We start from the raw sequence: 22,209 nt of genomic DNA, 5'->3' as shown, positions 1-22,209 counted from the left end.
GGCGATGACGGGCGGACGGGCATGGGTCGCAGAGGCGATCCGGCGGATCGAGGCGGACAGCAACCGCAGCGCCGACACCCACCTGCACGTCTTCCCGCTGCCTCCGGAGTGGAGCATCGACCTGTACCTGAAGGACGAGTCGGTGCACCCGACCGGCTCGCTCAAGCACCGCCTCGCCCGCTCGCTGTTCCTCTACGGCCTGGCCAACGGCGACATCCGGGCCGGCACCACACTCGTCGACGCGACCAGCGGATCGACCGCGATCTCCGAGGCGTACTTCGCCCGGATGCTCGGGCTGGAGTTCGTCGCGGTCGTGCCGCGCGCGACGACGCGGGCGAAGCTGGAGCTCATCGAGCAGGCCGGGGGCCGCTGCCACCTCGTCGACCGCGCCGAGGACATCTACGCCGAGGCCGAGCGGTTGGGCGCGCTGCCCGGCCACCACTACCTCGACCAGTTCGGGATGGCGTCGATCGTCACGGACTGGCGCGGCAACAACAACATCGCCATGTCGATCTTCGAGCAGATGGCGCAGGAGCGGTTCCCGATCCCCGCGTGGATCGTCGTCGGCGCCGGCACCGGCGGGACCAGCGCCACCATCGGCCGCTACTGCCGCTACCGCCGCGTCGAGACCCGGCTCGCCGTCGTCGACCCCGAGGGCTCGGTCTTCCACGAGGCCTGGCGCACCGGCAACCGCGACGTCACCGGCCCCGGCTCACGCATCGAGGGCATCGGCCGCCCGCGCGTCGAGCCGTCGTTCGTGCCGACCGTGATCGACGAGATGTTCACCGTCCCGGACGCCGCCAGCGTCGCCGCCATGCGGCTGATCCGCGACCGGACCGGCCGCACCGTCGGTGCGTCGACCGGCACCAACATGGTCGGCGTCATCCAGCTGATCGCGCGCATGCGGGCCGAGCGGCGCACCGGCAGCATCGTCACCCTGATCTGCGACTCGGGCGACCGCTACCGCCAGACCTACTGGGACGACGAGTGGGTCGCTGCACAGGGCTGGGACGTCGAAGCGGAACGCGCACGGCTGGAGGAGCTGCTCGACGCGCCGATGGATCCCGTGCACTCGCCGCGGGGCGCGGCGCTGTCCTGAGCGGGGCCGAGTCAGCCGGCGGCGCGCAGCCACACCGGCCGGAGCACAGCCGGATCGTCGCGCTCCGGGTCGAACCCGGCGATCGTGGCCAGCCGCGCCGCCTCGCGGTCGCGCTTCTCCTCCGCCGCGGTGAGCACGGCCGGCACCTCGGCGCGCGGGATGACGACGACCCCGTCCGCGTCGCCGACCACCAGGTCACCGGGGTGCACCGGGACCCCGGCGCAGGTGATCGGCACGTTGATCCGCCCCGGTTCCGCCTTGCGCGGCCCGACCGGGTGGAAACCCTGCCCGAACACCGGAAGACCGATCTCCTCGAGCGCGGCGCGGTCCCGCAGCAGGCCGGCGACCACCAGGCCTTCCCAGGCCAGGGCCCGCGCCGCCCGCACCATGATCTCGCCCGCGTAGGCGTGGTCGCGGTGATCGTGCCCGTCGGCGACGAGCACGTACCCGGTCCCGCGCTGGTAGAGCGCCGCGTGCAGCGCGGTGTTGTCGCCCGGCGGCAGATCGACGGTCACCGCGGCCCCGGCCATCCGCATGTCCGAGCGCACCGGGGACACGTCGTGGCGCATGGCCACGTCACCGGCGGCGACGTCGGACAGGAGCGTGGTGGCGAGCGCCCGGGCCCGGGCCAGGTCCGCCGCGGGCAGCGGCTGCGGGAAGTCGTTCACGCGTGCTCTCCGGGTCGGCCGACGGACGTCGGCGAGGACCCGATCATACGGCCGGTCCCTACCGGACAACGGCGTCGATGCCGGAGGATGCGTGCCCCACCCTGCGTCCGAGGTGCCCCATGTCCGAGGCCGACCACCCCGCCCCGCTGCGGGTCCGTCTGCTGGGCGACTTCCGGGTGGACGGGGTCGAGCTCGACGCGCTGCGCAGTCGGAAGGCGCGGACCCTGGTGAAGCGGCTGGCGATCGAGCGCGGGGCGAGCGTCTCCGTCGGCGGGCTGACCGAGGCGATCTGGCCCGCCGCGGCGCCGGCGCGGCCGGAGCGCGACCTGCACGTGCTGGTGAGCCGGGCGCGGGCTGTCGTGGGGGCGCAGCGGATCGCGCGGCGGGACGGCGGCTACGTCCTCGTGGCGGACTGGTGGGACGTCGAGGAGCTCCTCGCGCTCGGGCAGGAGGCGGACCGCCGGTCCGCCGCGGACGATCTCACCGGGGCGCGCGCCGCCGCGGAAGGGGCACTGGAGCTGGTGCGCGGCCCGCTGCTCGCCGACGAGCCGGACGCCGAGTGGGCGAGTGAGGCACGCGCGGCCGTCGCCGCCGCGATCTCCGGGATCCGGCGGGTCGCCGCCACCACCGCCCTGGCGATGGGGCAGCCGGGCGCAGCAGCTGCGCACGCCGCCGAGGTGCTGCGCGCTGACCCCTACGCCGAGGACGCGCTGCGCACCCTCATGCGCGCGCACGCCGCGGCGGGGCGGCCGGGTTCGGCGCTGGCCGAGTTCGCCCGCCTGCGGGAGCGTCTCGCCGACGAGCTGGGCGTCGATCCCGCGCCGGCGACGCTCGCGGTGCACGCGCAGATCCTCACCGGGCGAGTCGCCGCGATCCCGGCGCGGACCCTGGCACCGGACCCGTCGGCCCTGGTCGGGCGAGCCGCCGAACTGCGGACGCTCGACGCCGAGCTGCAGGCCGCGGCGACGGGGACCCGGCTGGTGCTCGTGACCGGCGAGCCCGGGATCGGCAAGACGACGCTGCTCGACCGGTGGGCTGCGGCCGCGGTCGGGCGCGGCGTGGTGGTGCTGCGCGGTCGGACCGCAGAGGACGAGCTGGCCCTGCAGCCCGTGCTCGACGCGCTCGCCTCCCGGCTGGCCGGTCCGGCCCTCGACGACGATGCGGCGGCCGGGCTGCCCGGTCCCCGCGCCACGGCGGACGCGCTGAACCTGCGCGTCTTCGCCCAGCTCGACGCCGCGGTCGCAGCGGTGTGCGGGTCCGCCGGCACGGCGCTGGTGATCGACGACGGTGACCTGGCCGATCCTGTCACCTGGGCCTGGCTGGCGCACGCCCGCCGGCGGCACCGGTTGCCGCTGCTCATCGTGGTCGCGGTGCGCGACCCGCGGACCGCCACCGCGGACCCGGACGCGCTGCTGCGGCTCGCCCCGCTCACGGTCGCGGAGGCCGGCCTGCTGGTCGGCGCCCGCCGGGCCGCCGAGCTGGTGGCGCGCAGCGGCGGCAACCCGCTGCTGCTCGTCGAGCTGGCCCGCGCCGACGGGCCGCCCGACGAGGTTCCCGGCTCGCTGCGGGACGCCGTGCTGGCGCGGTTGCGGCGCACCGGGGCCGCGGAGGCGACGCTGCAGGCGGCTGCGGTGCTCGGCGCCCGGGTCGATCTGGATCTGCTCGCGTCGGTGCTGCGTTCGTCGCCGGTGCGGGTGCTGGAGCACCTCGATCTCGGGGTGCGGCAGTCGTTCCTCACCGAGCACGAGGGTGGGATCGCGTTCCGGCACGACCTGGTCCGACGGGCCGTCGCGGCCGGGGTGGGGCCCGTGCGGCGGGCGTGGCTGCACCGCAGCGCGGCGCAGGTGCTGCGGACCCGGCCGGACGCGAACCCGCTGGACCTGGCCCGGCACGCCCGCGAGGGCGGGAACGGAGCGCTGGCCGCCGACGCGTTCGCGGCCGCCGCCGACCGGGCCCGGGCCCGCCTCGACCTGCCCGGTGCAGAACGGTTGCTCGACGCCGCGATCGACCAGCGGGACTGCGCGGCGCTGCGGCTGCGCCGCAGCCACGTGCGCATGTCCCGGGCGGACCTGACCGGGGCCGAGGCCGACGCCGAGGCGGCGCTCGCGGCGGGCGACGCCACGGGCGAGGCGCTGGAGCTGCGCGCGTGGGTGGCCCGCAACCGGCACGACCTCGCCGGCGCGGTCCGGCTCGGCCGGGCCGCCGTCGCCGCCGCGACCGACCCGGTGGTGCGCGGCAGTGCCCTCATCGCGGTCGCGTTCGGCCATCGCGGCATGGGGGACCTGCGCACGGCGGACGCGGTGCTCGCTGAGGCCGCCGGCGCGCCCGCAGAGCTGGGGCTGTCGGCGTGGATCGGGGTGCTGCGCGTCCACCAGGGCCGCCCGAGCGACGCGCTCGCCGCACTCGAACCGATGCTCGGCGCCGACGCCCGCCGGGGTGTCCAGGGCTTCTGGGTGGAGCACACCCTGCAGATGACGGCGCACGCCTACGGGCTGCTCGGCCGCAGCGCCGACGCCCTGCGCGTGCTGGACCGGCTGGAGGCGGAGCTGGACCGCCGCGGCACGGCCGTCCGCTACGCCGGGGTTCAGCACACCTACCGCAGCTGGATCCTGCGCAACCTCGGTGCCCCGGACGCCGCCGAGTCCGCGCTGGCCGGGCTGGCCGGGGCGGGCAACCAGGAGATCCGCGCCCAGTGCCACCTCGACGTGGCCGACTGCCTGCTGCGGTCCGGCGATCTCGACGGCAGCGCCGCGCGGCTCGCCGTGGCCGAGGTCGAGTCGGGGACCCGGTGGTTCCACAACAAGTGGCGGTTCGACCAGCGCCGGTCGCTGCTGCAGGCCCGGCTGCACCTGGCCGGCGGGGACGCCACGGGCGCGCGGGAGGCCGTCGAACCGCTGGTGGCTGCGGCGGAGGGCCGCGGCGACGCCCGCTACGCGGTGCTGGCCCGGCTCGTGCGAGCGGCGGCCGACGCCCGGCTCGGCCGGCCCGCCGACGCGGCCCGGCTCGCCGCCGATCTGGACCGGCTCGGCGAGGTCGGCGCGCTGGAGGGCTGGTGGCTGGCCGCGGACGTGGCGGACGCGACCGGGTCCGGGCACGCCCGCGCGGTCGCCGAGCGCCTCGCCGGACACGTGGCTGCGGAGGCCGCCGAGCGTGCCGACCGGTTCTGCGCGGTCGCGGCCGCGCGGCTGCGCTGAGCGCGTTCACCACCGGCGGGCACCGGCGAGCGCGGCCTCCTCCCACCACTCCAGCTCGGCTGCGTCCCCGACCGCCTTCTCCCAGCCGAAGGTGGCCATCGCGGCGACGAGGCACAAGCCGAGCTGGCGCTCCCACCAGCCCGCGGTGTCCACGCCGTGCGCCTCCAGCCGCCTGCGGTGCCGAGTGATCGTCGCCTCCTTGCTCTCCGGTAGCCGCGCTCGGTTGAGCGCCACGTACCAGACGAGGTCCCAGGCCGGCGGTGCTTCGCCCGGCAGCCAGTCCAGCAGCACGGTCCGCCCGTCGGGGCGGCGCCCGATGTTGCCCAGCTTCCAGTCGCCCGCGACGAACGTGCCTGGGGTGGTGCGCAGCGCTTCGGCGAGCGCATCGGCGTCCCGGTGGACCGCGCTGACCAGGCCGTGCAGCCGCGGCGCCCGCTCCGCGAGCACCCCCCAGCCGCGGTGGGCGACGGCGACCGGGCCGGGCACGTCGGGCGCCGCCAGCTCGGGTGCGATCGTGGCCGGGGCGAAGAACCGGAACCGGCGGGCCAGCGGCAGCAGGCCGAGGGTGTCGCGCCAGCCGAGGAAGTGGGCGTGCCCGGCGGCCATGTGGTCGATCCAGTCCGCGTGGTGGTCGGCCGGGACGACGTCGTCGCCGGGCGGCACCAGGTCGGCGGTGCGATCGGTCATGAGGATCGCCAGCTGCGGCCCGTCGGCGGTGTCCTCCAGCGCCATCCCGACGACGGCGTGGTCGACGACGCCGGGCATCGCGGCGTAGAGCCCGCCCTGCCAGGCCCGGACCTCGAACGAGCCGTCGTCGCCGCACACCCGCATGATCCAGTCCGCGGCCGGCGAGACGATCTTGAGGAAGTGCGGGTCGCCCCCGATCCGCAGCCGCTCGAACCGCGCTCCCGAACGGGCGTCCGGGGTCCGCACCTCGACCCGGTCGGTGGCGCCGGCCAGCAGCTCGGCGAGGGATGCGACGACCGGCGGCGTGGCGGAACGGCACGAGGACATGCCGGCACCGTGCCCGACGTCGCCTGCAGTCCGCCTGCAACCGCCGCGCAGGCCCGTTGCAACCGCTCCCCGCGAACCTCCCGGCATCCACCACCGAGCAGGAGGTACCCATGACCGTCGCGCCCAGCCGGCCCGTCGACCCCGACGCGCTGCAGACCCTCGTCGAGCGGGCCCTCGGCGACTTCGGCGCCGTCCTCGCCGCCGCGCTCGTCACCATCGGCGACCGGCTCGGCCTCTACCGCGCGCTCGCCGAACGCGGGCCCAGCACCGCGGCCGAGCTCGCCGGCGCCACCGGCACGACCGAGCGGAACATCCGCGAGTGGCTGGCCGCGCAGGCCGCGGCGGGCTACGTCACCTACGACGGCCCCGACGCATCCGGCGCCGACCGGTTCTCGCTCACCCCCGAACAGGCGGCGGCGCTCGCCGACGAGACGAGCCCGGCGTTCGTCGTCGGTGGGTTCCAGGTGGTGACCGCGGCGGTCAAGGCCGACGAGCTCGTCACCGCGGCGTTCCGCAGCGGCACCGGCGTCGGCTGGCACGAGCACCACCACGACCTGTTCGCCGGCACCGAGCGGTTCTTCCGGCCGGGCTACGCCGTCAACCTCGTCGGCGCCTGGCTGCCCGCGCTCGACGGGGTGGCCGACCGGATGCGCGCCGGTGCCCGCGTCGCCGACGTCGGCTGCGGCCACGGTGCGTCGACGATCCTGATGGCGCAGGCGTTCCCGGCGTCGACGTTCGCCGGGTTCGACTACCACGCCCCGTCGATCGCGGCAGCCGACCGCGCGGCGAGCGACGCGGGCGTGCCCAACGCCGAGTTCGGGGTGGCCGCGGCCGACGGGTACGCCGGCGGCCCGTACGACCTGATCTGCTTCTTCGACAGCCTGCACGACATGGGCGACCCGGTCGGGGCGCTGCGGCACGCCCGGGCCGCGCTGTCCGCGGACGGGACGGTCATGCTCGTCGAACCGCAGGCCGGCGACACCCTGACCGAGAACCTGAACCCGGTCGGCCGGGTCTTCTACGCCGCGTCGACACTGGTCTGCACGCCGGTGGCGCAGTCGCAGAACCACGGCCGCGGCACAGCGCTCGGCGCACAGGCCGGGGAGGCCCGGCTCGCCGCCACCGCGCGCGAGGCGGGCTTCACCCGGGTGCGGCGCGCGGCCGAGACACCGTTCAACCTGGTGCTGGAGCTGCGCCCCTGAGCCGGGCTACTTGGTCCCGAAGTTGACCAGCTCGGTGATTCCGCCGTCGTAGCGCAGCCCGGTCCCGGTGAGCGAGCGGTTCGCAGGATCGGCGAGGTAGAGGATCGCGCGGGCGATCTCGTCGGCCTCGATGAGGTACCCGAGCGGGGCCCGTTCGGTCAGTCGCCGCACGGCCGCGCCCGGGTCCTCCTCGTGCTCGCCCCGGATCGGGGTGTGGACGGCGCCGGGGAAGATCGCGTTGACCCGGATCGGCACGTCGACCAGATCGGCCGCGAGCGCCCTGGTCAGCGCGGCGACCGCGCCCTTGGACGCGCTGTAGACCGCGCGCAGCGGCGTCCCCACCAGTGCGGCGCCGGACGAGACGTTCACGATCACCGCGGACTCGCCCAGGCGCAGCAGCGGCAGCGCGTGCCGGGTGACCCGGGCGACGCCGAAGACGTTGACGTCGAACACCGCCTGCCAGTCGGCGTCCGTCGCCTCCTCGATGGTGCCCTTCGCGGGGATGCCGGCGTTGTTGACCAGGACGTCGAGCTTGCCGTGGGTCTCGCGGATGCGGGCGAACGCGGCGGCGACGGCGGCGTCGTCGGTGACGTCGCAGCGGATCCAGTCCATGCCCGGCTCCGGCGACTCGTCGCGCACGTCGAGGCCGATCACGGTGGTCCCGGCCGCGAGGAAGGCGCGCGCCGTCGCGAGCCCGATGCCCGAGCCGGCGCCGGTCACGACGGCCACCCGGCCGCTCGACGCGCCGCCGGACTCTGCGAGGTCTGTAGTCATGATCCACATCATGTACGCCGATCCGGTGGGTGGGAAGCAGCCGGACCGGTGCCGGATGTGCGCCAGGCAGGGGTATCGTGCACCATCCGGGACGGATGTCCCGGGATACGCGACACAGGGAGGTCCGATGCCCCGCTCCGCAGCGCGTGAGCGGCCCACGACCGAGCCGCCCGGCGGCGACATCCAGGTCATCGCGCGGGTGGTCGCGCTGCTGGACTGCCTCGACCCGGACCACACGACGCTGGACACCGCGACCACGGCCCGCGTCCTCGGAGTCGGCCGCTCGACCGCGCACCGTTACCTCGCCTCGCTGGAGAAGGGCGGGCTGCTGCGGCGCACCGACCCCACGACGTACGAACTGGGTCCGGTGCTGGCCCGGCTCGGCACGCTCGCGCTGTCGCGGCTGGGGGTGCTGGAGGCGGCCCGGCCGATCATGCGGGAGCTGGTCGCCGAGATCCGCAACACCGTGGTGCTGTCGGTGTGGGGCGGGCGGGCCCCGGTGATCGCCGCGGTCGTACCGGACACCAGCCGGATCACCACGATCTCGGTGGAGATCGGCCGCAGCCTGCCCCCGGACGCCGCGCAGAGCCGCGTGTTCGCCGCCTACCTGCCCACGGGCCGGCGCGTCACCCGCCGCCGCACCGCCGATCCGGCGGTGCAGGAGGTCGACGGGCTGCTCACCGCCCGGCACACCTACGAGGGCGGCGGGTTCAAGACCGTCGCCGTGCCGGTGCTGACCGCCGACGGGGAGATCGTCGCCGCACTCGCCGCCGTGGGGCTGAGCTTCTACATGCCCGACGAGCAGGACGACGCACTCGCCGCCCGGCTGGTGGCAGCGTCGCGGCGGATCACCGTCGAGCACTGACCGGGCTACCCGGCGACCACCACCTGGTCCTCGACGCGCCAGTGGGCCACGACCGGGGCACCCGGGGCGATCGCCGGCGGCACCCCGTCCACCGGCAGCACCGCGCACCCCGTCGAGTCGTCGGCGAAGGCCAGCTCGACGCGGTGGTAGGTGCCGTAGAACGACACGTCGGTGACGATCGCGGGGGCGGCGTTGCTGCCGGGCGGCACGGCCGACTCGTCCGGCGCGACCCGCATCCGCTCCGGGCGCACGACCACGGCGTGATCGTCCCCGGCCGGCACCGCGTCGCCGGTCGCCCAGCGGTGCCCCGCCCACGCGAAGACCCCGTCGGCCAGGCGGCCCTCGAACACGGTCGACTCGCCGAGGAAGCGGGCGACGAACCGGTTCGGCGGCCGCCGGTACAGCTCGCCGGGCGTGCCCACGGCGACGATCCGACCCCGGTCGAAGATCGCTATCCGGTCGGAGAGCGTCATCGCCTCGTCCTGGTCGTGGGTGACGAAGACGAACGTGAGGCCCAGCTCCCGGTGCAGCCGCTTGATCTCCCGCTGCAGGGTCTGGCGCAGCTTGCGGTCCAGCGCGCTGAGCGGCTCGTCGAGCAGCAGCACCGTCGGGGAGAACACCACGGCGCGGGCCAGCGCGACCCGCTGCTGCTGCCCGCCGGACAGCTCGTGCGGCCGCCGCTCCCCCATGCCGGCCAGGTCGACCAGCTCCAGCGCCCCCCGCACCAGCCGCTCGGTCTCGGCGGCGGGCACCTTGCGCTCGCGCAGCGGGAACGCGACGTTCTGCGCCACCGTGAGGTGCGGGAACAGCGCGTAGTTCTGGAAGACCATGCCGAAGTTGCGCTTGTGGGGCGGGGTGCGGGAGATGTCGCGCCCGCCCAGCCGCAGGCTGCCCGAGGTCGGGCGGGTGAAGCCGACGATCATGTTGAGCGTCGTCGTCTTCCCGGAGCCGCTCGGCCCGAGCAGGGTGAGGAACTCCCCCGGCTCGATGTCCAGGTCGACGGCGTCCACCGCGGGCGCCTCGCCGCCGTACCGCTTGGTGAGCCCGCGCAGCTCCAACCGGCCGGCAGCCGCCTTCTTCGCGGACGGGCGCGGGGCCAGGGTCGTCGGAACGCTCATCGGGTGCCCTTCCTCCCACGGCGCGCGCCGACGATCTGGGCGACCAGGATCGGCACGCTGACCAGCACGACCATCAGGCTCGACGCGGCGGAGATCGTCGGGTCGATCTGGACGGTGACGCTGTTGAACATCTGCACCGGCAGCGTGATCGCCCCGGGCGCCTGCAGGAACAGGGCGATCACGACTTCGTCGAGCGAGGAGACGAACGCCAGCACGGCCCCGGACAGCACCCCGGGCAGCACCAGCGGCAGCGTCACGCGCCGGAACGCCGAGACGGGATCGGCGCCGAGGCTGACCGCCACCAGCGGCAGCCGCGCGTCCATGCCCTGCAGCCGCGCGCTCACCGCGATCACGACGAACGGCAGCGCGAGCGCGGTGTGCGCCAGGATGATCCCGAACAGCGTGCCGTTGAGCCCGATCCGCAGGAACGCGGCGAAGACGACGAGCGCGACCAGGATGTGCGGGACGATCATCGGCGAGAGCAGGAACCCGTTGATCGGCCCGCGCCAGCGCCTGCCCAACCGGGTCAGGCCGAACGCCGCCGCGGTGCCGAGCACGGTGGCGAAGAGCGCCGTGAAGATCCCCGCCTGCAGCGAGTTGATCAGTGCCGCGACCCACTCGGGCGAGCTGAACAGCTTCGCGTACCAGCGCAGGGACCACTCGTCCGGTGGGAACCGGAACGTCTGCGCCGCGGAGAAGCTCATCGGGAGCACGACGAGGGTGGGTGCGACGAGCAGGATCGCGGTGATCGCGGTGTGCACCCGCAGCCACGGCCGCATCCGAGAACCCTGAGCGCCGGTGGGCCGGGCGCCACCAGCGGCGGCGCCGACCGGGACCGCCGCAGCACCCGCACCGGCCAGCCGCCGCGACAGCCCCAGCACGACGAGCGCGACGACGAGCAGGAAGATGCCCATCGCCCCGGCGCCGCCGAAGTCGAGCAGCTCCTTCGCCCGGATGTTGATGACCTGGGCGATCATCGCGGTGCGCGCCGACCCGAGCAGCGCGGGCGTGACGTAGAAGCCCAGGGCCAGCACGAACACCAGCGACATCCCGGCCACCACACCCGGCGCGGACAGCGGCAGGTAGATCCGCCGGAACGCGCGGGCCCGGGGCGCGCCGAGGCTCTGCCCGGCCACGACGAGCCGGCCGTCGATCTGCTGCATCGCGCTGTACAGCGGCAGCACGAGGAACGGCAGCATCACCTGCGTCATCGAGATCCCCACCGCGAGCGTCGTGCCGAGGAGGGTGACCTCGCCGAACCCGAGCCACGCCAGCGCGGAGGTGATCACGCCCCCGTCCTGCATCAGCACCAGCCACGCGAAGTTCCGCGCCAGCATGCTGGTCCAGAACGGCACCAGCACGACCGTGACCAGCACCGCCCGCATCGTCGGCCCGGCCAGCGTCATCGCGTACGCGTACGGGTAGGCGAACAGCACCCCGACCACGGCGACCGCGGCCGAGACGAGCAGCGTGCGGCCGAGCACCAGCAGGGTGTAGCCGTCGGTGAACAGCGCGGCGTAGTTGCCCAGCCCCGGCGCGGGCTCGGTGACGCTGTCGACGATCACCGTCACCAGCGGGACCACGAACAGCACGACCAGCGCCGCCAGCGCCGGGATCAGCAGGAGCCATCCGGCGGCGTGGGCGCGGGTGAGCCACGCCGGGACCGCGCGCCCGGAAGCGGGCGCGCGGTCGAGGGCCGCCGGGGAGGGGTCGGGAACCGCTGGTTCGACGGTCGTCGCAGGGGCCGGACCGGCCACGCTCAGCCGACCTTCCAGCTCGTGTAGCGGGCCGTCAGGGCGTCGGTGTTCTCGATCCACCACTGCTTGTCCTGCTCGAGGGTGACGCCCCGGTTCGGCAGGAACGCGTTGAACCTCTTCTGCTCCTCGGTGTAGCCGACCGTCTCGAGATCGACGTCGGGCCGAGACGGCGCGGTGCCGGTCAGGCGCGCGTAGGCGATGGCCTGCTCGGGCTCGGTGACGAACGCGAGCATCTCCTGGGCGAGGTCCTTGTTCGGCGTCCCCTTCGGGATCACGAGCGCGCCGATGTCGGTGGTGGTGAAGTCCCACACCGGCACGAGGTTCGCGCCGCTCTGCGCCGAGACGATCGTGCGCGCGGTGACCGTGAGGACCATGCTCGCCTGCTTGTCCACGAGCATCTGCTGGATCGCGCCGTAGCTCGGGGCGAACACCAGCGAGCCCTTGATCGTGTCGATCTTGCGGAAGGCCCGGTCGACGTCGAGCGGGTAGACCTGCTCCGGCGGCACCCCGTCGGCGACCAGCGCCGCCTCCAGCAGCCCGTTCTTCGGGTAGTCGAAGACGACCCGCTTGCCGGGGAAGCGCTCGACGTCGAAGAAGTCCTTGATCGACGACGGCTTCTCGCCGGGGTACATATCGGCGTTGTAGCTGAAGATGTTCGCGTAGCGGTACGTCGGGACGAAGCAGTCGCTGGTGGTGCCGGGCGGGAACTTGCTGCGGTCCAGCGCCGGGTGGTCGAGCTCCTCGAACAACTCGCCGCAGTACGCGCCGGCGTAGATCCAGCTCATGTTGGCCAGGTCCCAGATCGTCTTGCCGGACGTCACCATCGCCCGGACCTGGGCCTGCTCGGCAGGGCTGACGTTGATGAACTGGACGCCGGTCTTCTGCGTGAACGGGATCTGCAGGGCGTTCTTCTCGTCCTCCTGGAACTGGCCGCCGGTGCTGGCCCAGGTCAGGGTCCGTTGCCCGGACTCGGCGCCGGGGGCGGGACCACCGCCCACGCCGCACGCCGCGACGAGCAGGGAACCGATGGTGATCACGAGCAACCGCGTTGTCCGCTTCATGTCGCCTCATCTCCTCGGGCGCCGATGCCCTCCGCGAGCACGGGACGACGGCTCCCCGCAGCTCGTCCCGTATGGCGGTGCGTCCATCCGTCGTGCGGCGGAATTCTTGCACGAGGCTCGCATCTTGAACAGGCTGTTCGCCATACGAGTCGTTGGCATAGCTCGAACGGAGTAATCGCTGCGAATGCGCCACCCGTCTGGCGGCTTGTTCACCGTTGGGCCCAGATGCTGCGAGGTCGCCAGCCCTTGGGGGCCGAGCCAACCTCGTGGGCGACCGACCAAGCAGGCGCAGCCGCGGACGAGCGTGCCGCGAGCCCCGCGTTTTCTCTCCCGGCGAGTTGCGCGAACCGGCCGGCGAGTCTCGCGTTTCGCCCGGCGAGTCCCGCATCGCGTTCGGCGAGTCAGGCATCTCATCTCGCGTTCCGCACGCGAGCTGAGACCGCGGTTGCTCTCCGCAGCGCGCACCCGTTGGGCGGGTGGATCGGACGAAGAGTGCGGCCACCTCGACAACCCTCGACGGGGGACTCCAGCTGACACCTCCACCGGCGGTCGACTCCCGGGTCATCGGCCTGCGGTCTGTCCGCTTGCCTCGAAAATCGAATAGAACACTCGTTCGAAACGTAGTGGATCGGTAGACTCGAGACATTCCCTCCGCGCGCTCGCCGCGCTCGCCTCACACGCGCGGCAGCGCATGCGCGAGTAGAACAGCGCGGCCGAGCGGGAGGCTGCCGCGATCCTCGAACTCGCGCGGGAACTCGCCACCGTCACCGTCACCGCCGGGATCACCGAACCGCGTCAGATCGAGGAGCTCATCGCCCACGACGTCGGAGTGGTCTTCGCCTACCAGGGCGGGATACGGATGCGGATCGCCCGCGATGCACAACGGACACGACCGCGTCCGAGACATGTTCGCGGCGGGCTCGCTGAACGAGCAGAAGATCGGCGCCATCACCACCGCCGGGGCGTACCTCAACTCCGACGAACGCTCCGAGCTGGATCGGCGGATCGTCGCGCACCCGCTTCCCGAGATGGGCGTGAAGCGGATCGAAGGCAACAGCCCGAACCAGGACCGGTCCACACGACCCGCCGGTTCAGCCCCAGAACCTGGTTGATCTTCACAGGAAAGCCGCTTTCCGCTGTACGCCGGGATGAAGGAAGCTCCTGTGGATGCGATCCCCCCTCAACAGCCCCCGGCCTCGAACCCACCGTGCCGGACGAGCACCTCCGTAATGCGACCCCCGCGCTCGCGCGCGTCGTCGACCCAGGCGCGCGCGAGCCGCGATCCGGTGACCGAGGAGCCGGGTGCGATCAACGCCGTGACTTCCCTGCCGCCCCATGCTCGGGCAGGCCGAATCAGTCTGCCCAACTCTGCGAGTCCGCCCTGGGCCAGAGGATCTTCACCGCCATGAGCGGAACCGTTTCGGCACTGGGTCCGGGTTGAGCGCGGCGGAGAGCTCAGTCGTCGAACGTGCGGACGGCAGGGTCGAGGACCGGCCGGGCGCCCCGCGCAGGGCCGATCCTCCGCTCTCCAGCTCGTCATCGGGACGGTCGGGGTCCCACGTGAGGCTGAGGATGAACGCCGAGTTGAGCTCGCGCTCGCCCGGGCAGTCGCGAGGGTTCGGTTTGTTCGGGCAGGTCCAGCAGCCGCGGACGAGCCGCTCGATCTTCTCCAGGTCGCCGAGCACGTAGCGCAGCCGGGCCAGGCGCTCACGGAAGGTGCTGCTCATTCCGGCGAACACCTCGACCAACGCACGGCTGGTCGCCTCACCGGTGGCCGCTTCCTTGCGGATCTGGGCCAGGCGGGCGATCGTCCGGATGGGCACGCCCAGCTCGGCGAGCCGTACGCACACCTCGAGCCGGCGCACGTCGAAGTCCGAGCAGAACCGGGTTCCCTCGTCGGTGCGCTCGGGCGTGACCAGGCCCTGCTCCTCGTAGTAGTGGACGGTCCGAGGGTCACCCCCAGCAGCTCGGCCACCTCACCCGAGGACTGCCACCCGCCGCCGCGCCTCACGCACGTCCACGTCGAGCTCAGCACTCTCTCCCGGCGGCCGCGCGACCGCTGCGGCTGAGCGTATTCGGCGAACGGGTGCCGGCGCGGTCACCGGACTGCCGCGGCGGCGGCCGCCCAGCTCGCGGAGTCCGCGGTGAGACCGGCGACCGGCCCGATCACCACGACCGCCGGCGGACGGACCTCTTCCTCACGCGCACGTTCACCGATGTCGGCCAGCGTGCCGCGGACAGTGCGCTGGATGCGGGTGGTCGCGTCCTGCACGATCGCCACCGGGGTCTCGGGCGGGCGGCCGTGGCGCATCAGCTCCGCTGCGAACACCGCGATCCGTTCGACGGCCATGAGCAGCACGATCGTGCCGCGCATCCGCCCCAGAGCGACCCAGTCGACGAGGCTGCGCGGATCGCCGGGCGCGGCGTGCCCGCTCACCACGACGATCTCGTGGGCGACCGACCGGTGCGACACCGGGATCCCGGCCGCAGCCGGCGCGGCGAACGCGCTGGTCACCCCGGGTACGACCGTGACCGGCACCCCGGCCTCCGTGCACGCGATGACCTCCTCGTACCCGCGACCGTAGACGAACGGGTCGCCGCCCTTCAGCCGCACGACGAACCGCCCGGCCTGCGCGTGCTCGATCAGCAGTTCGTTGATCCGCTGCTGCGCCATCGCCCGCCCGTACGGGATCTTGGAGGCGTCGATGACCTCGACGTCGGGACCCAGCTCGTCCAAGAGGTCGCGCGGCGCGAGGCGGTCGGTGACCACGACGTCGGCGAGGGCGAGCAGCCGCCGCCCCCGCACGGTGATCAGGTCGCGATCGCCCGGCCCGCCGCCGACCAGGGCGACTCCTGCCGGCGGCCGGTCCGGTGCCTGCTCCGCCACCGCCCCCGACCGCAGCGCGTCGACCAGCGCGCCGCACAACTGCGTCGCCCGCCGCTGCTCGTCCGCGACCACGCCGACGACGGCCCCGTCGTGCGCCCCGGTGGCCGGAGCCTGCGCCGATCCGCCGGTCGTCGCCGCGCAGAACACCCGCCGCGCCTCCGCGTCGGCCACCACCTGCGCGTCCACCCCGGGATCGCCGGTGCACGCGAAGGCCAGCCACGCATCGTCGAGATCGGCCGCGCGGTACTCCCGGGGTGCCCACACCACCTCCCCCGCGCTCACCATCCCCTCGACGGCCGGCGTCAGATCGGGTGCCACAACCAGGACGTCCGCACCGGCGGCGATCAGCCCGGGCAGCCGCCGCTGGGCTCGCGTCCCTCCCCCGACGACCACGACCCGGCGCCCGGCGAGATCGAGGCTCAGCAGGAAGGGATCGGTGAGGCGGTCGGCGGCCATGTCGTGCGTCCTTCCCCGGGTTGTCCACGCCCGGTTGCCGGTGGGAACACGGCCGCGGGGTCTGACTCGCCGGACCTGGCGTCCGGTCACAGTGGCGGGACCGTCCCGGATTCGCACCGGGTTCCCGCGGTCCGCCGGTGGATCGTATCCCGTAGCAACCTTCTGTACGGGTGAGGTCTTCCGCTCCCGTGGCCGTCATGCCGTCGCCGCGGACCCGCGAGACTCGCCGTCACACCCCGAGCTGTGCCTCCTCCACAGCCGACCGCGCCACGACCGGCACGACCTCACCCCCGCGCACGATGGTTCGCGCCATCCCCTCGGCGGGCACCCCCGTCGCCGCAGCCATGAGCGCCCGGATGGTCTCCCCGTGACTGACGACGACGACGACCGCGTCCTCGTCGATCGGCGGCAACTCCGCCAAGAACCGGGCAGCCCGCGCGTACACCTCCCGCGCCGACTCCCCACCCGGCGGCGCCCAATCCGGCCCGGCAGCCAGGATCTCCGGCTCGTAGCGGGAGAACGGCCCGCCTTCCCACGAGCCGTGGCACTGCTCCCGCAGCAAGGCCGACGTCCTCACCGGCAACCGATGTCGAGCCGCGATCGGCTCCGCCGTCTGCAGACACCGCAACAGATCACTCGACCAGACGGCGGCGACCCGCTCCCCGGCCAGCCGGCCCGCAGCTGCCCGGGCCTGGCGGTGCCCGCGCCGGGTGAGCGGAACGTCGGCAGTCGCCCCCTGCAACCGCCCCGCCGCGTTCCACGTGCTCTCCCCGTGCCGGACGAGCAGCAGGTTGGTCGCCACCCGGTTCTCCTCCCGAGACCTTCTGCGTGGACGTGAGACGTGCGATCGAGTCGATCGACCCGCCCAGTATCGAGGGCCGCCCGGCCCGGCTCCCACCGCCCGCAGCAGGCGGCGTTGATCTGCGGCCCCGGCCCGAGCAGGTCGGCGGCGACCCCGGCACCTTCGTCATCCCCGACGTGCGTCGTCCTCGGCCACGACGTGGGCACCCCCGAGCAGCGCACCACGGTCACTAGGCTGGCCGGGATGAACCCGGAGCAGGTGGACATGCGCACGCTGGTGATCATCGGCTCGTCGACCACGCGCGTCGTGCGCCGCGGCGACGGGACGGCGGTGCTCACCCTGCGCCACCACGGATGAGCGAGCGGAAGCTGCGGCACGGCTGGACGACCGGTGCCTGCGCCACGGCCGCGACGAAGGCTGCCTACACCGCACTGCTGACCGGTGCGTTCCCCGACCCGGTCGGCATCACCCTGCCTCGCGGGCAGACCCCGACCTTCGCGCTCACCGACTCCCGCCTGGGCGAGCAGGAGGCCATGGCGGCGATCACCAAGGACGCCGGAGACGATCCCGACGTCACCCACGGCGCGGTCGTGCGCGCCACCGTCCGACCCGCAGCACCCGGCAGCGGCGTCTCGTTCCGGGCCGGCCCCGGCGTCGGCACCATCACCAAGCCCGGGCTGCCGCTGCCCGTCGGCGAGCCCGCGATCAACCCGGTGCCGCGGCAGATGATGCGCGAGGTCGTCGCGGAGGTCGCTGCCGCGCACGACGGCACCGGCGACGTGGAGGTCGAGGTCTCCGTCGACGGCGGTGCGGAGATCGCGGAGAAGACGTGGAACCCGCGGCTGGGCATCGTCGGTGGGCTGTCGATCCTCGGCACCACGGGCATCGTGATCCCGTACTCGTGCTCGGCGTGGATCGACAGCATCCGCCGCGGCGTCGACGTCGCCCGCGCGCTCGGTTACCGGCACGTCGGCGCGGCCACGGGCAGCACCTCCGAGCAGACCGTGATGCGGCTGCACGGCCTGCCCGAGGACGCCATGCTCGACATGGGCGACTTCGCCGGCGCCGTGCTCACCTACCTGCGCCGCCACCCCATCCCCCGACTCACCCTCGGCGGCGGCATCGCCAAGTTCGTCAAGCTCGGCTTCGGCCACCTCGACCTGCACTCCAAGCGCTCCCAGGTCGACCTCCCCGCGCTCGCCGACGTCGCCGCGCAGGAGGGCGCCCCGGCCTCGCTCGTCGAGGAGATCCGCACCGCGAACACCGCCCTCGACGCCCTGCAGCGCAGCCAGGCGGCCGGCTTCGACCTGGGCGGTCTCGTCGCCCACCGCGCCCGCGCCGCCGCGCTGGACGTGCTGCGCGGCGCCCCGGTCGAGGTGGACGTCGTGGTGATCGACCGGGCAGGCACGATCGTGGGCCGCGCCTGATCAGCGCTGCTGGAGCACCCACTCCACCGCGTCGGCGACGGTCCCGACCGTGGTCACCCCCTCCGGCAGCGGCGGGCGCCGCTGGATCACCACCGGGATGCCCAGCGTGCGAGTCGCGGTCAGCTTCGCGACCGCGAGCGCTCCCCCGCTGTCCTTCGTGACGAGCACGTCGATGCGGTGGCGGCGCATCAGCGAGAGCTCGTCGTCGACGAGGAAGGGGCCGCGGTCGAGCACGATCTCCCGCTGCCGCGGCATCGGCTCCTCCGGCGGCTCGACGGACCGCACCAGGAACCACAGGTCGTCCAGGTCCGCGAACGGAGCCGGCTCGGTGCGGCCGGTCGTGAGGAACACCCGCTTGCCCAGCTCGGGCAGCAGCGCCGCGGCCTCGGTGAGCGAGTCGACCCAGCGCCACTGCGGAGTGGCCAGCGGCGCCCAGCTGGGCCGGTGCAGCACGAGCAGCGGCAGCGCGGTCGCAGCGGTGGCCTCGGCCGCGGACGCGGTGATCCGCGCCGCGAACGGGTGGGTCGCGTCGACGACGGCGGTGATCCCGTGCGCGCGCAGCCAGGCCTCCAGGCCGTCCACTCCGCCGAAGCCGCCGATCCGCACCTGCCCCGCGATCGCGGCCGGGCAGCGCACCCGACCGGCGAGCGAGGTGATCACGTGGACGCCGGCGTCGGTGAGGGCGGTGGCCAGCCCGCGCGCCTCGGCGGTCCCGCCCAGCAGGAGCACGCGCATCACGCCCGGCACCTCGTCGCCGAGTACAGGTGGCTGTCCGGGAACTGCTCGGCGGCCGGCGCCGGACCGGCGATCACACCGGCAGTGCGCACGATCCCGGCCTGCCGCACCGCCGCCGCGATGCCGTCGAGACGCCCCCGCAGCACGATCTCGTGCTCCCGGCTCGCGTACGCCACGACGGCGGCCGGGAAGTCCGGCCCGTAGCTGCCGACCAGCTCCCGCCGCAGCGCCGCGGCGAACGCGGGCACCCCGGGGCACACGTCGTGGGGCACGCCGGCGGCGTCGAGCCGGCGCGTCTGCTCGACCATCGCGGAGAACACCGACGGGTCGCCGGACGCCGGCCGCGCCACGTCCAGACCACCAGCTCGTCGACGATCTCGTCGAGCGTCATCAGCGCGGCGTCGACCAGCCGGGTGCCCGGCCCGCAGAGCGCCGGCGTCTCCGGTGGCACCAGACTGCCCGCGCACAGGCACACCGGACTCACCGCCACCAGGTCGCGGGCGCGCAGCGTGAGCAGGTCGGGGGCACCGGATCCGGCCCCGATGACGTGGACGGTCACCGTGCCCCCCGCCGGCGCCCCGCGGCAGCTCACCCATCGCCGTCGGGTGACTTCTCGGTGACGCCCGCCGAGTCGAACGTCGCCACGTCCTGCAGCGCCCGCGCGGCGCCCTGCACGATCGGCAGGGCCAGCACCGCGCCGGTGCCCTCCCCGAGCCGCATGTCCAGCTCCAGCAGCGGATCCATGCCGAGGTGGGCGAGCGCGAGCCGGTGCCCGGGCTCGGCCGAGCGGTGGCCGGGCACGCAGAAGTCGCGCACGGCCGGGCAGAACGCGATCGCCGCGAGCGCCGCTGCCCCGGCGTTGACCCCGTCGAGGACGACCGGCACCCGCTGCGCCGCCGCGCCGAGCAGGAACCCGGTGATCCCGGCGTGCTCCAGCCCACCGACGGCCGCGAGCACCCCGAGCGGATCGGCCGGATCGGGCTCGTGCAGCTCGATCGCCGAGCGCACGACCTCGGTCTTCACCGCGAGCGTGACGTCGTCGACGCCGGTGCCCCGCCCAGTCGCCAGCACCGGGTCCACGCCGGTGAACGCGCAGATCAGCGCGGCGGCCGCGGTCGTGTTGGCGATGCCCATGTCCCCGGTGATCAGGCACCGGTTCCCGGCGGTGACGAGGTCGCGGGCGGTCTCGATGCCCGCCTCCACCGCGGCCTTCGCCTGCTCGCGGGTCATCGCCGGGCCGGACAGCATGTCCGCGGTGCCGTTCGCGACCCGACGCGGGACGAGCCCGGGCACCGGGTCCAGCGGGGCCGCCACCCCGACGTCGACGACGCACACCTCGGCCCCGGCCTGCGCGGCGAACGCGTTCACCACCGCCCCACCGGCCAGGAAGTTCGCCACCATCTGCGCAGTGACCTCCTGCGGCCAGGGCGTCACCCCGCGGGCGTGCACGCCGTGGTCACCGGCGAACACGGCCACCGCCGCGGGCTCCGGGATCGGCGCCGGGCAGGCGCCGGCGATCGCGGCCAGCTGCACGGCGAGCTCCTCGACCCGCCCCAGCGACCCGCGCGGCTTGGTCATGCGGTCCAGCCGCTCACGCGCGGCGGCCGCCGCCTCCTGCGATCCGGGCGTGATCGCGTCCAGGGTCTCGGCCAGCAGATCCATCGGTTCCTCCCCGGGCAGGGCGCGACGCCCGTACCGCTCCTGGTGGACCGCCCACGCCAGTGGACGGCGGCGGGCCCAGCCCGCGGTGGCGAGCTCCGGCTCGTCCGCGAACTCCCGGACGTGCCCGATGCACAGGTAGGCGACGACCTCGAGGTGCGCCGGGAGCCCGAGCAGCTCACCCAGCTCGGCGAGCCCGGCGTCGTCGAGGAAGCTGACCCAGCCGACGCCGAGGCCCTCGGCACGCGCGGCCAGCCACAGGTTCTGCACCGCCAGCGCCGCGGAGTACGGCGCCATCTGCGGCAGTGTGTAGCGGCCCAGCACGTGCCGCCCGCCGCGGGTGCGGTCGCACGTCACGACGATGTTCAGCGGGGTGTCGAGGATCGCGGCGACCTTCAGCGACGCGAACGCCTCCGCCCGGCCCCGCGGCAGCGACGCGGCGTACGCGGCGCGCTGGCGCTCGACGATGCGGTGCACCGCCTCCCGGGTCGCCCGGTCGCGCACCAGCACGAAGTCCCACGGCTGGGAGAACCCGACGCTGGGTGCCGCGTGCGCGGCCGCCAGCACCCTGTTCAAGACCTCGTCGTCGATCGGCTCGTCGGGTAGGAAACCCGTGCGCACGTCGCGGCGGGCCCGCACGATGCGGTGGAACGCGGCGCGGTCCGCGGCGCTCACCTCCGGCCCGCTCACCGGGTCGCTTCCGTGCGGCGGCGCGCAGGGACGACCAGCGTGGACAGGTAGGGCAGGCGAGCGTCGGCGGGCAGCGACGCGGCGTCGTGCAGCTGCGGGCCCCGCGGACCCCCGACCGCGCCGACGACGGCCCCGTCGAGCCGGTCGGCGGTCGCCAGCTCGGCGAGCGCAGCGGGCAGCTTCGGGCCGACCCGCTCGGCGACCACCCGGTCGAACGTGGCCAGCGACTCGCGCAGCCGCTCCTCGTCCGGCGGTCCGGCGAGCACGGCCAGCGACTCGCCGGGCTCGACGATCGGCTCGCCGCGGCGGGCGGCGATGGCCTGCATCGGCGTGATCCCGGGGACGAACGTGATCTCCAGGCCGGGCACCGATTCCGCCACCGCGCGGGCGAACGCGGGGAACGCCGAGTGCATGCCGGGATCGCCGGTGGTCGCGTAGGCAGCGACCGCGCCGGGGTGGGCGAGCAGCCAGTCGGCGACGTGCGCGACCGCCGCGTCCCACGCCGCCGGGCCGTCGCCGGCGTCGTGCGGGAACACCACCTGGTCGACGCGCCAGGCCTCCACGAAGCCGAGGACGACCTGTTCGGCCCGCCCGGTCTCCTCCGGGGAGACGACCGGCACGAACACCACGTCGGCCTTCGTCAGGGTGTCGACGGCCTGGAAGGTCACCAGGTCGGGATCGCCGGGCCCGACGCCCACGCCGATGAGCGTGGCGAACGGGACCGGATCAGGCAGGTCTGCCTCGTTGCCGTACATGTCTCGCCTCCGCGAAGGTCCGCGCCTTCCAACTCGACCGTCGGCG

General features: G+C 74.3%; 17 protein-coding genes, 2 pseudogenes and 1 riboswitch. Of the genes and pseudogenes, 5 read left to right on the top strand and 14 right to left on the bottom strand.

All coding sequences use genetic code 11. The features are described from left to right. The first annotated feature begins 4 nt into the window (after positions 1-4). Complete coding sequence (locus BUE41_RS03940) at positions 5-1,099, top strand: PLP-dependent cysteine synthase family protein (RefSeq protein ID WP_073455446.1); 1,095 nt, start codon at positions 5-7, stop codon at positions 1,097-1,099. Positions 1,100-1,110: 11 nt separating this feature from the next. Here the strand turns inward: BUE41_RS03940 and BUE41_RS03935 are convergent, their stop codons facing one another. Beyond that, entirely contained in the window at positions 1,111-1,767 is a 657-nt protein-coding gene (locus BUE41_RS03935) for an RraA family protein (RefSeq protein WP_073455445.1), read from the bottom strand. A 119-nt stretch (positions 1,768-1,886) separates the two neighbouring features. Here BUE41_RS03935 and BUE41_RS03930 point away from each other — a divergent pair, with 119 nt between their 5' ends. Further along, complete coding sequence (locus BUE41_RS03930) at positions 1,887-4,961, top strand: ATP-binding protein (RefSeq protein ID WP_073455444.1); 3,075 nt, start codon at positions 1,887-1,889, stop codon at positions 4,959-4,961. A gap of 6 nt (positions 4,962-4,967) precedes the next feature. On the opposite strand, the gene BUE41_RS03925 is transcribed toward BUE41_RS03930, so the two are convergent. Continuing rightward, entirely contained in the window at positions 4,968-5,975 is a 1,008-nt protein-coding gene (locus BUE41_RS03925) for a hypothetical protein (RefSeq protein WP_073455443.1), read from the bottom strand. A 110-nt stretch (positions 5,976-6,085) separates the two neighbouring features. On the opposite strand from BUE41_RS03925, the gene BUE41_RS03920 reads away from it, so the two are divergent. Next, complete coding sequence (locus tag BUE41_RS03920; protein ID WP_073455442.1) at positions 6,086-7,177, top strand: class I SAM-dependent methyltransferase; 1,092 nt, start codon at positions 6,086-6,088, stop codon at positions 7,175-7,177. Between the two features lie 6 nt (positions 7,178-7,183). Here BUE41_RS03920 and BUE41_RS03915 read toward each other — a convergent pair whose 3' ends face one another. Further along, the gene (locus tag BUE41_RS03915) at positions 7,184-7,951 is read right to left on the bottom strand and encodes an SDR family NAD(P)-dependent oxidoreductase (protein WP_073455557.1); all 768 of its coding nucleotides are present in this window, start codon (positions 7,949-7,951) and stop codon (positions 7,184-7,186) included. Positions 7,952-8,078: 127 nt separating this feature from the next. On the opposite strand from BUE41_RS03915, the gene BUE41_RS03910 reads away from it, so the two are divergent. After that, on the top strand, positions 8,079-8,816 hold the full coding sequence (locus BUE41_RS03910) for an IclR family transcriptional regulator (RefSeq protein ID WP_073455441.1): 738 nt from the start codon (positions 8,079-8,081) through the stop codon (positions 8,814-8,816). Between the two features lie 5 nt (positions 8,817-8,821). On the opposite strand, the gene BUE41_RS03905 is transcribed toward BUE41_RS03910, so the two are convergent. The 7 genes and pseudogenes from BUE41_RS03905 to BUE41_RS03875 all read right to left on the bottom strand — a co-directional run bounded on the left by BUE41_RS03905 (position 8,822) and on the right by BUE41_RS03875 (position 16,897). Further along, positions 8,822-9,934, bottom strand: a complete 1,113-nt coding sequence (locus tag BUE41_RS03905) for an ABC transporter ATP-binding protein (RefSeq protein ID WP_073455440.1) — start codon at positions 9,932-9,934, stop codon at positions 8,822-8,824. Continuing rightward, positions 9,931-11,691, bottom strand: coding sequence for an ABC transporter permease subunit (locus BUE41_RS31665; RefSeq protein ID WP_073455439.1), 1,761 nt, complete (start codon positions 11,689-11,691; stop codon positions 9,931-9,933). The genes BUE41_RS03905 and BUE41_RS31665 overlap by 4 nt, the downstream gene beginning before the upstream one ends. A gap of 2 nt (positions 11,692-11,693) precedes the next feature. Beyond that, complete coding sequence (locus BUE41_RS03895) at positions 11,694-12,752, bottom strand: extracellular solute-binding protein (protein ID WP_084754332.1); 1,059 nt, start codon at positions 12,750-12,752, stop codon at positions 11,694-11,696. 673 nt (positions 12,753-13,425) lie between these two features. Further along, entirely contained in the window at positions 13,426-13,707 is a 282-nt protein-coding gene (locus tag BUE41_RS30005; RefSeq protein WP_143171958.1) for a hypothetical protein, read from the bottom strand. Between the two features lie 442 nt (positions 13,708-14,149). Further along, a pseudogene (locus BUE41_RS03885) lies at positions 14,150-14,707 on the bottom strand (MerR family transcriptional regulator); the annotation flags it as partial. Between the two features lie 143 nt (positions 14,708-14,850). Further along, on the bottom strand, positions 14,851-16,095 hold the full coding sequence (gene cobA / locus BUE41_RS03880) for a uroporphyrinogen-III C-methyltransferase (protein ID WP_073455435.1): 1,245 nt from the start codon (positions 16,093-16,095) through the stop codon (positions 14,851-14,853). Positions 16,096-16,128: 33 nt separating this feature from the next. Further along, a riboswitch (cobalamin riboswitch) is annotated at positions 16,129-16,262 on the bottom strand. 62 nt (positions 16,263-16,324) lie between these two features. Further along, positions 16,325-16,897, bottom strand: coding sequence for a histidine phosphatase family protein (locus BUE41_RS03875; RefSeq protein WP_073455434.1), 573 nt, complete (start codon positions 16,895-16,897; stop codon positions 16,325-16,327). A gap of 353 nt (positions 16,898-17,250) precedes the next feature. On the opposite strand from BUE41_RS03875, the gene BUE41_RS03870 reads away from it, so the two are divergent. Next, a complete protein-coding gene (locus BUE41_RS03870) occupies positions 17,251-18,324 on the top strand; it encodes a cobalt-precorrin-5B (C(1))-methyltransferase (RefSeq protein WP_073455433.1) in 1,074 nt (357 codons plus the stop codon). Here BUE41_RS03870 and BUE41_RS03865 read toward each other — a convergent pair whose 3' ends face one another. The 4 genes and pseudogenes from BUE41_RS03865 to BUE41_RS31140 form a co-directional block, all read right to left on the bottom strand. Beyond that, positions 18,325-19,059 carry a cobalt-precorrin-6A reductase gene (locus BUE41_RS03865; protein WP_073455556.1) on the bottom strand — a complete coding sequence of 245 codons (735 nt, stop codon included), beginning with the start codon at positions 19,057-19,059 and terminating at the stop codon, positions 18,325-18,327. Continuing rightward, a pseudogene (locus tag BUE41_RS03860) lies at positions 19,059-19,618 on the bottom strand (SAM-dependent methyltransferase). The gene BUE41_RS03865 and the pseudogene BUE41_RS03860 overlap by 1 nt, the downstream one beginning before the upstream one ends. Positions 19,619-19,647: 29 nt before the next feature. Beyond that, complete coding sequence (gene cobT / locus BUE41_RS03855; protein ID WP_234996940.1) at positions 19,648-21,408, bottom strand: nicotinate-nucleotide--dimethylbenzimidazole phosphoribosyltransferase; 1,761 nt, start codon at positions 21,406-21,408, stop codon at positions 19,648-19,650. Continuing rightward, positions 21,405-22,163 (bottom strand): precorrin-2 C(20)-methyltransferase, encoded by a 759-nt coding sequence (locus BUE41_RS31140; RefSeq protein ID WP_200803748.1) that lies wholly within the window; start codon positions 22,161-22,163, stop codon positions 21,405-21,407. The genes cobT and BUE41_RS31140 overlap by 4 nt, the downstream gene beginning before the upstream one ends. Between the last annotated feature and the right edge of the window lie 46 nt (positions 22,164-22,209).

Origin of the sequence: Pseudonocardia thermophila (assembly GCF_900142365.1) — a bacterium.
Classification (GTDB): domain Bacteria; phylum Actinomycetota; class Actinomycetes; order Mycobacteriales; family Pseudonocardiaceae; genus Pseudonocardia; species Pseudonocardia thermophila.
The sequence above is the reverse complement of the archived record's forward strand: the minus strand, read 5'-3'. Positions and strand labels throughout refer to the sequence as shown.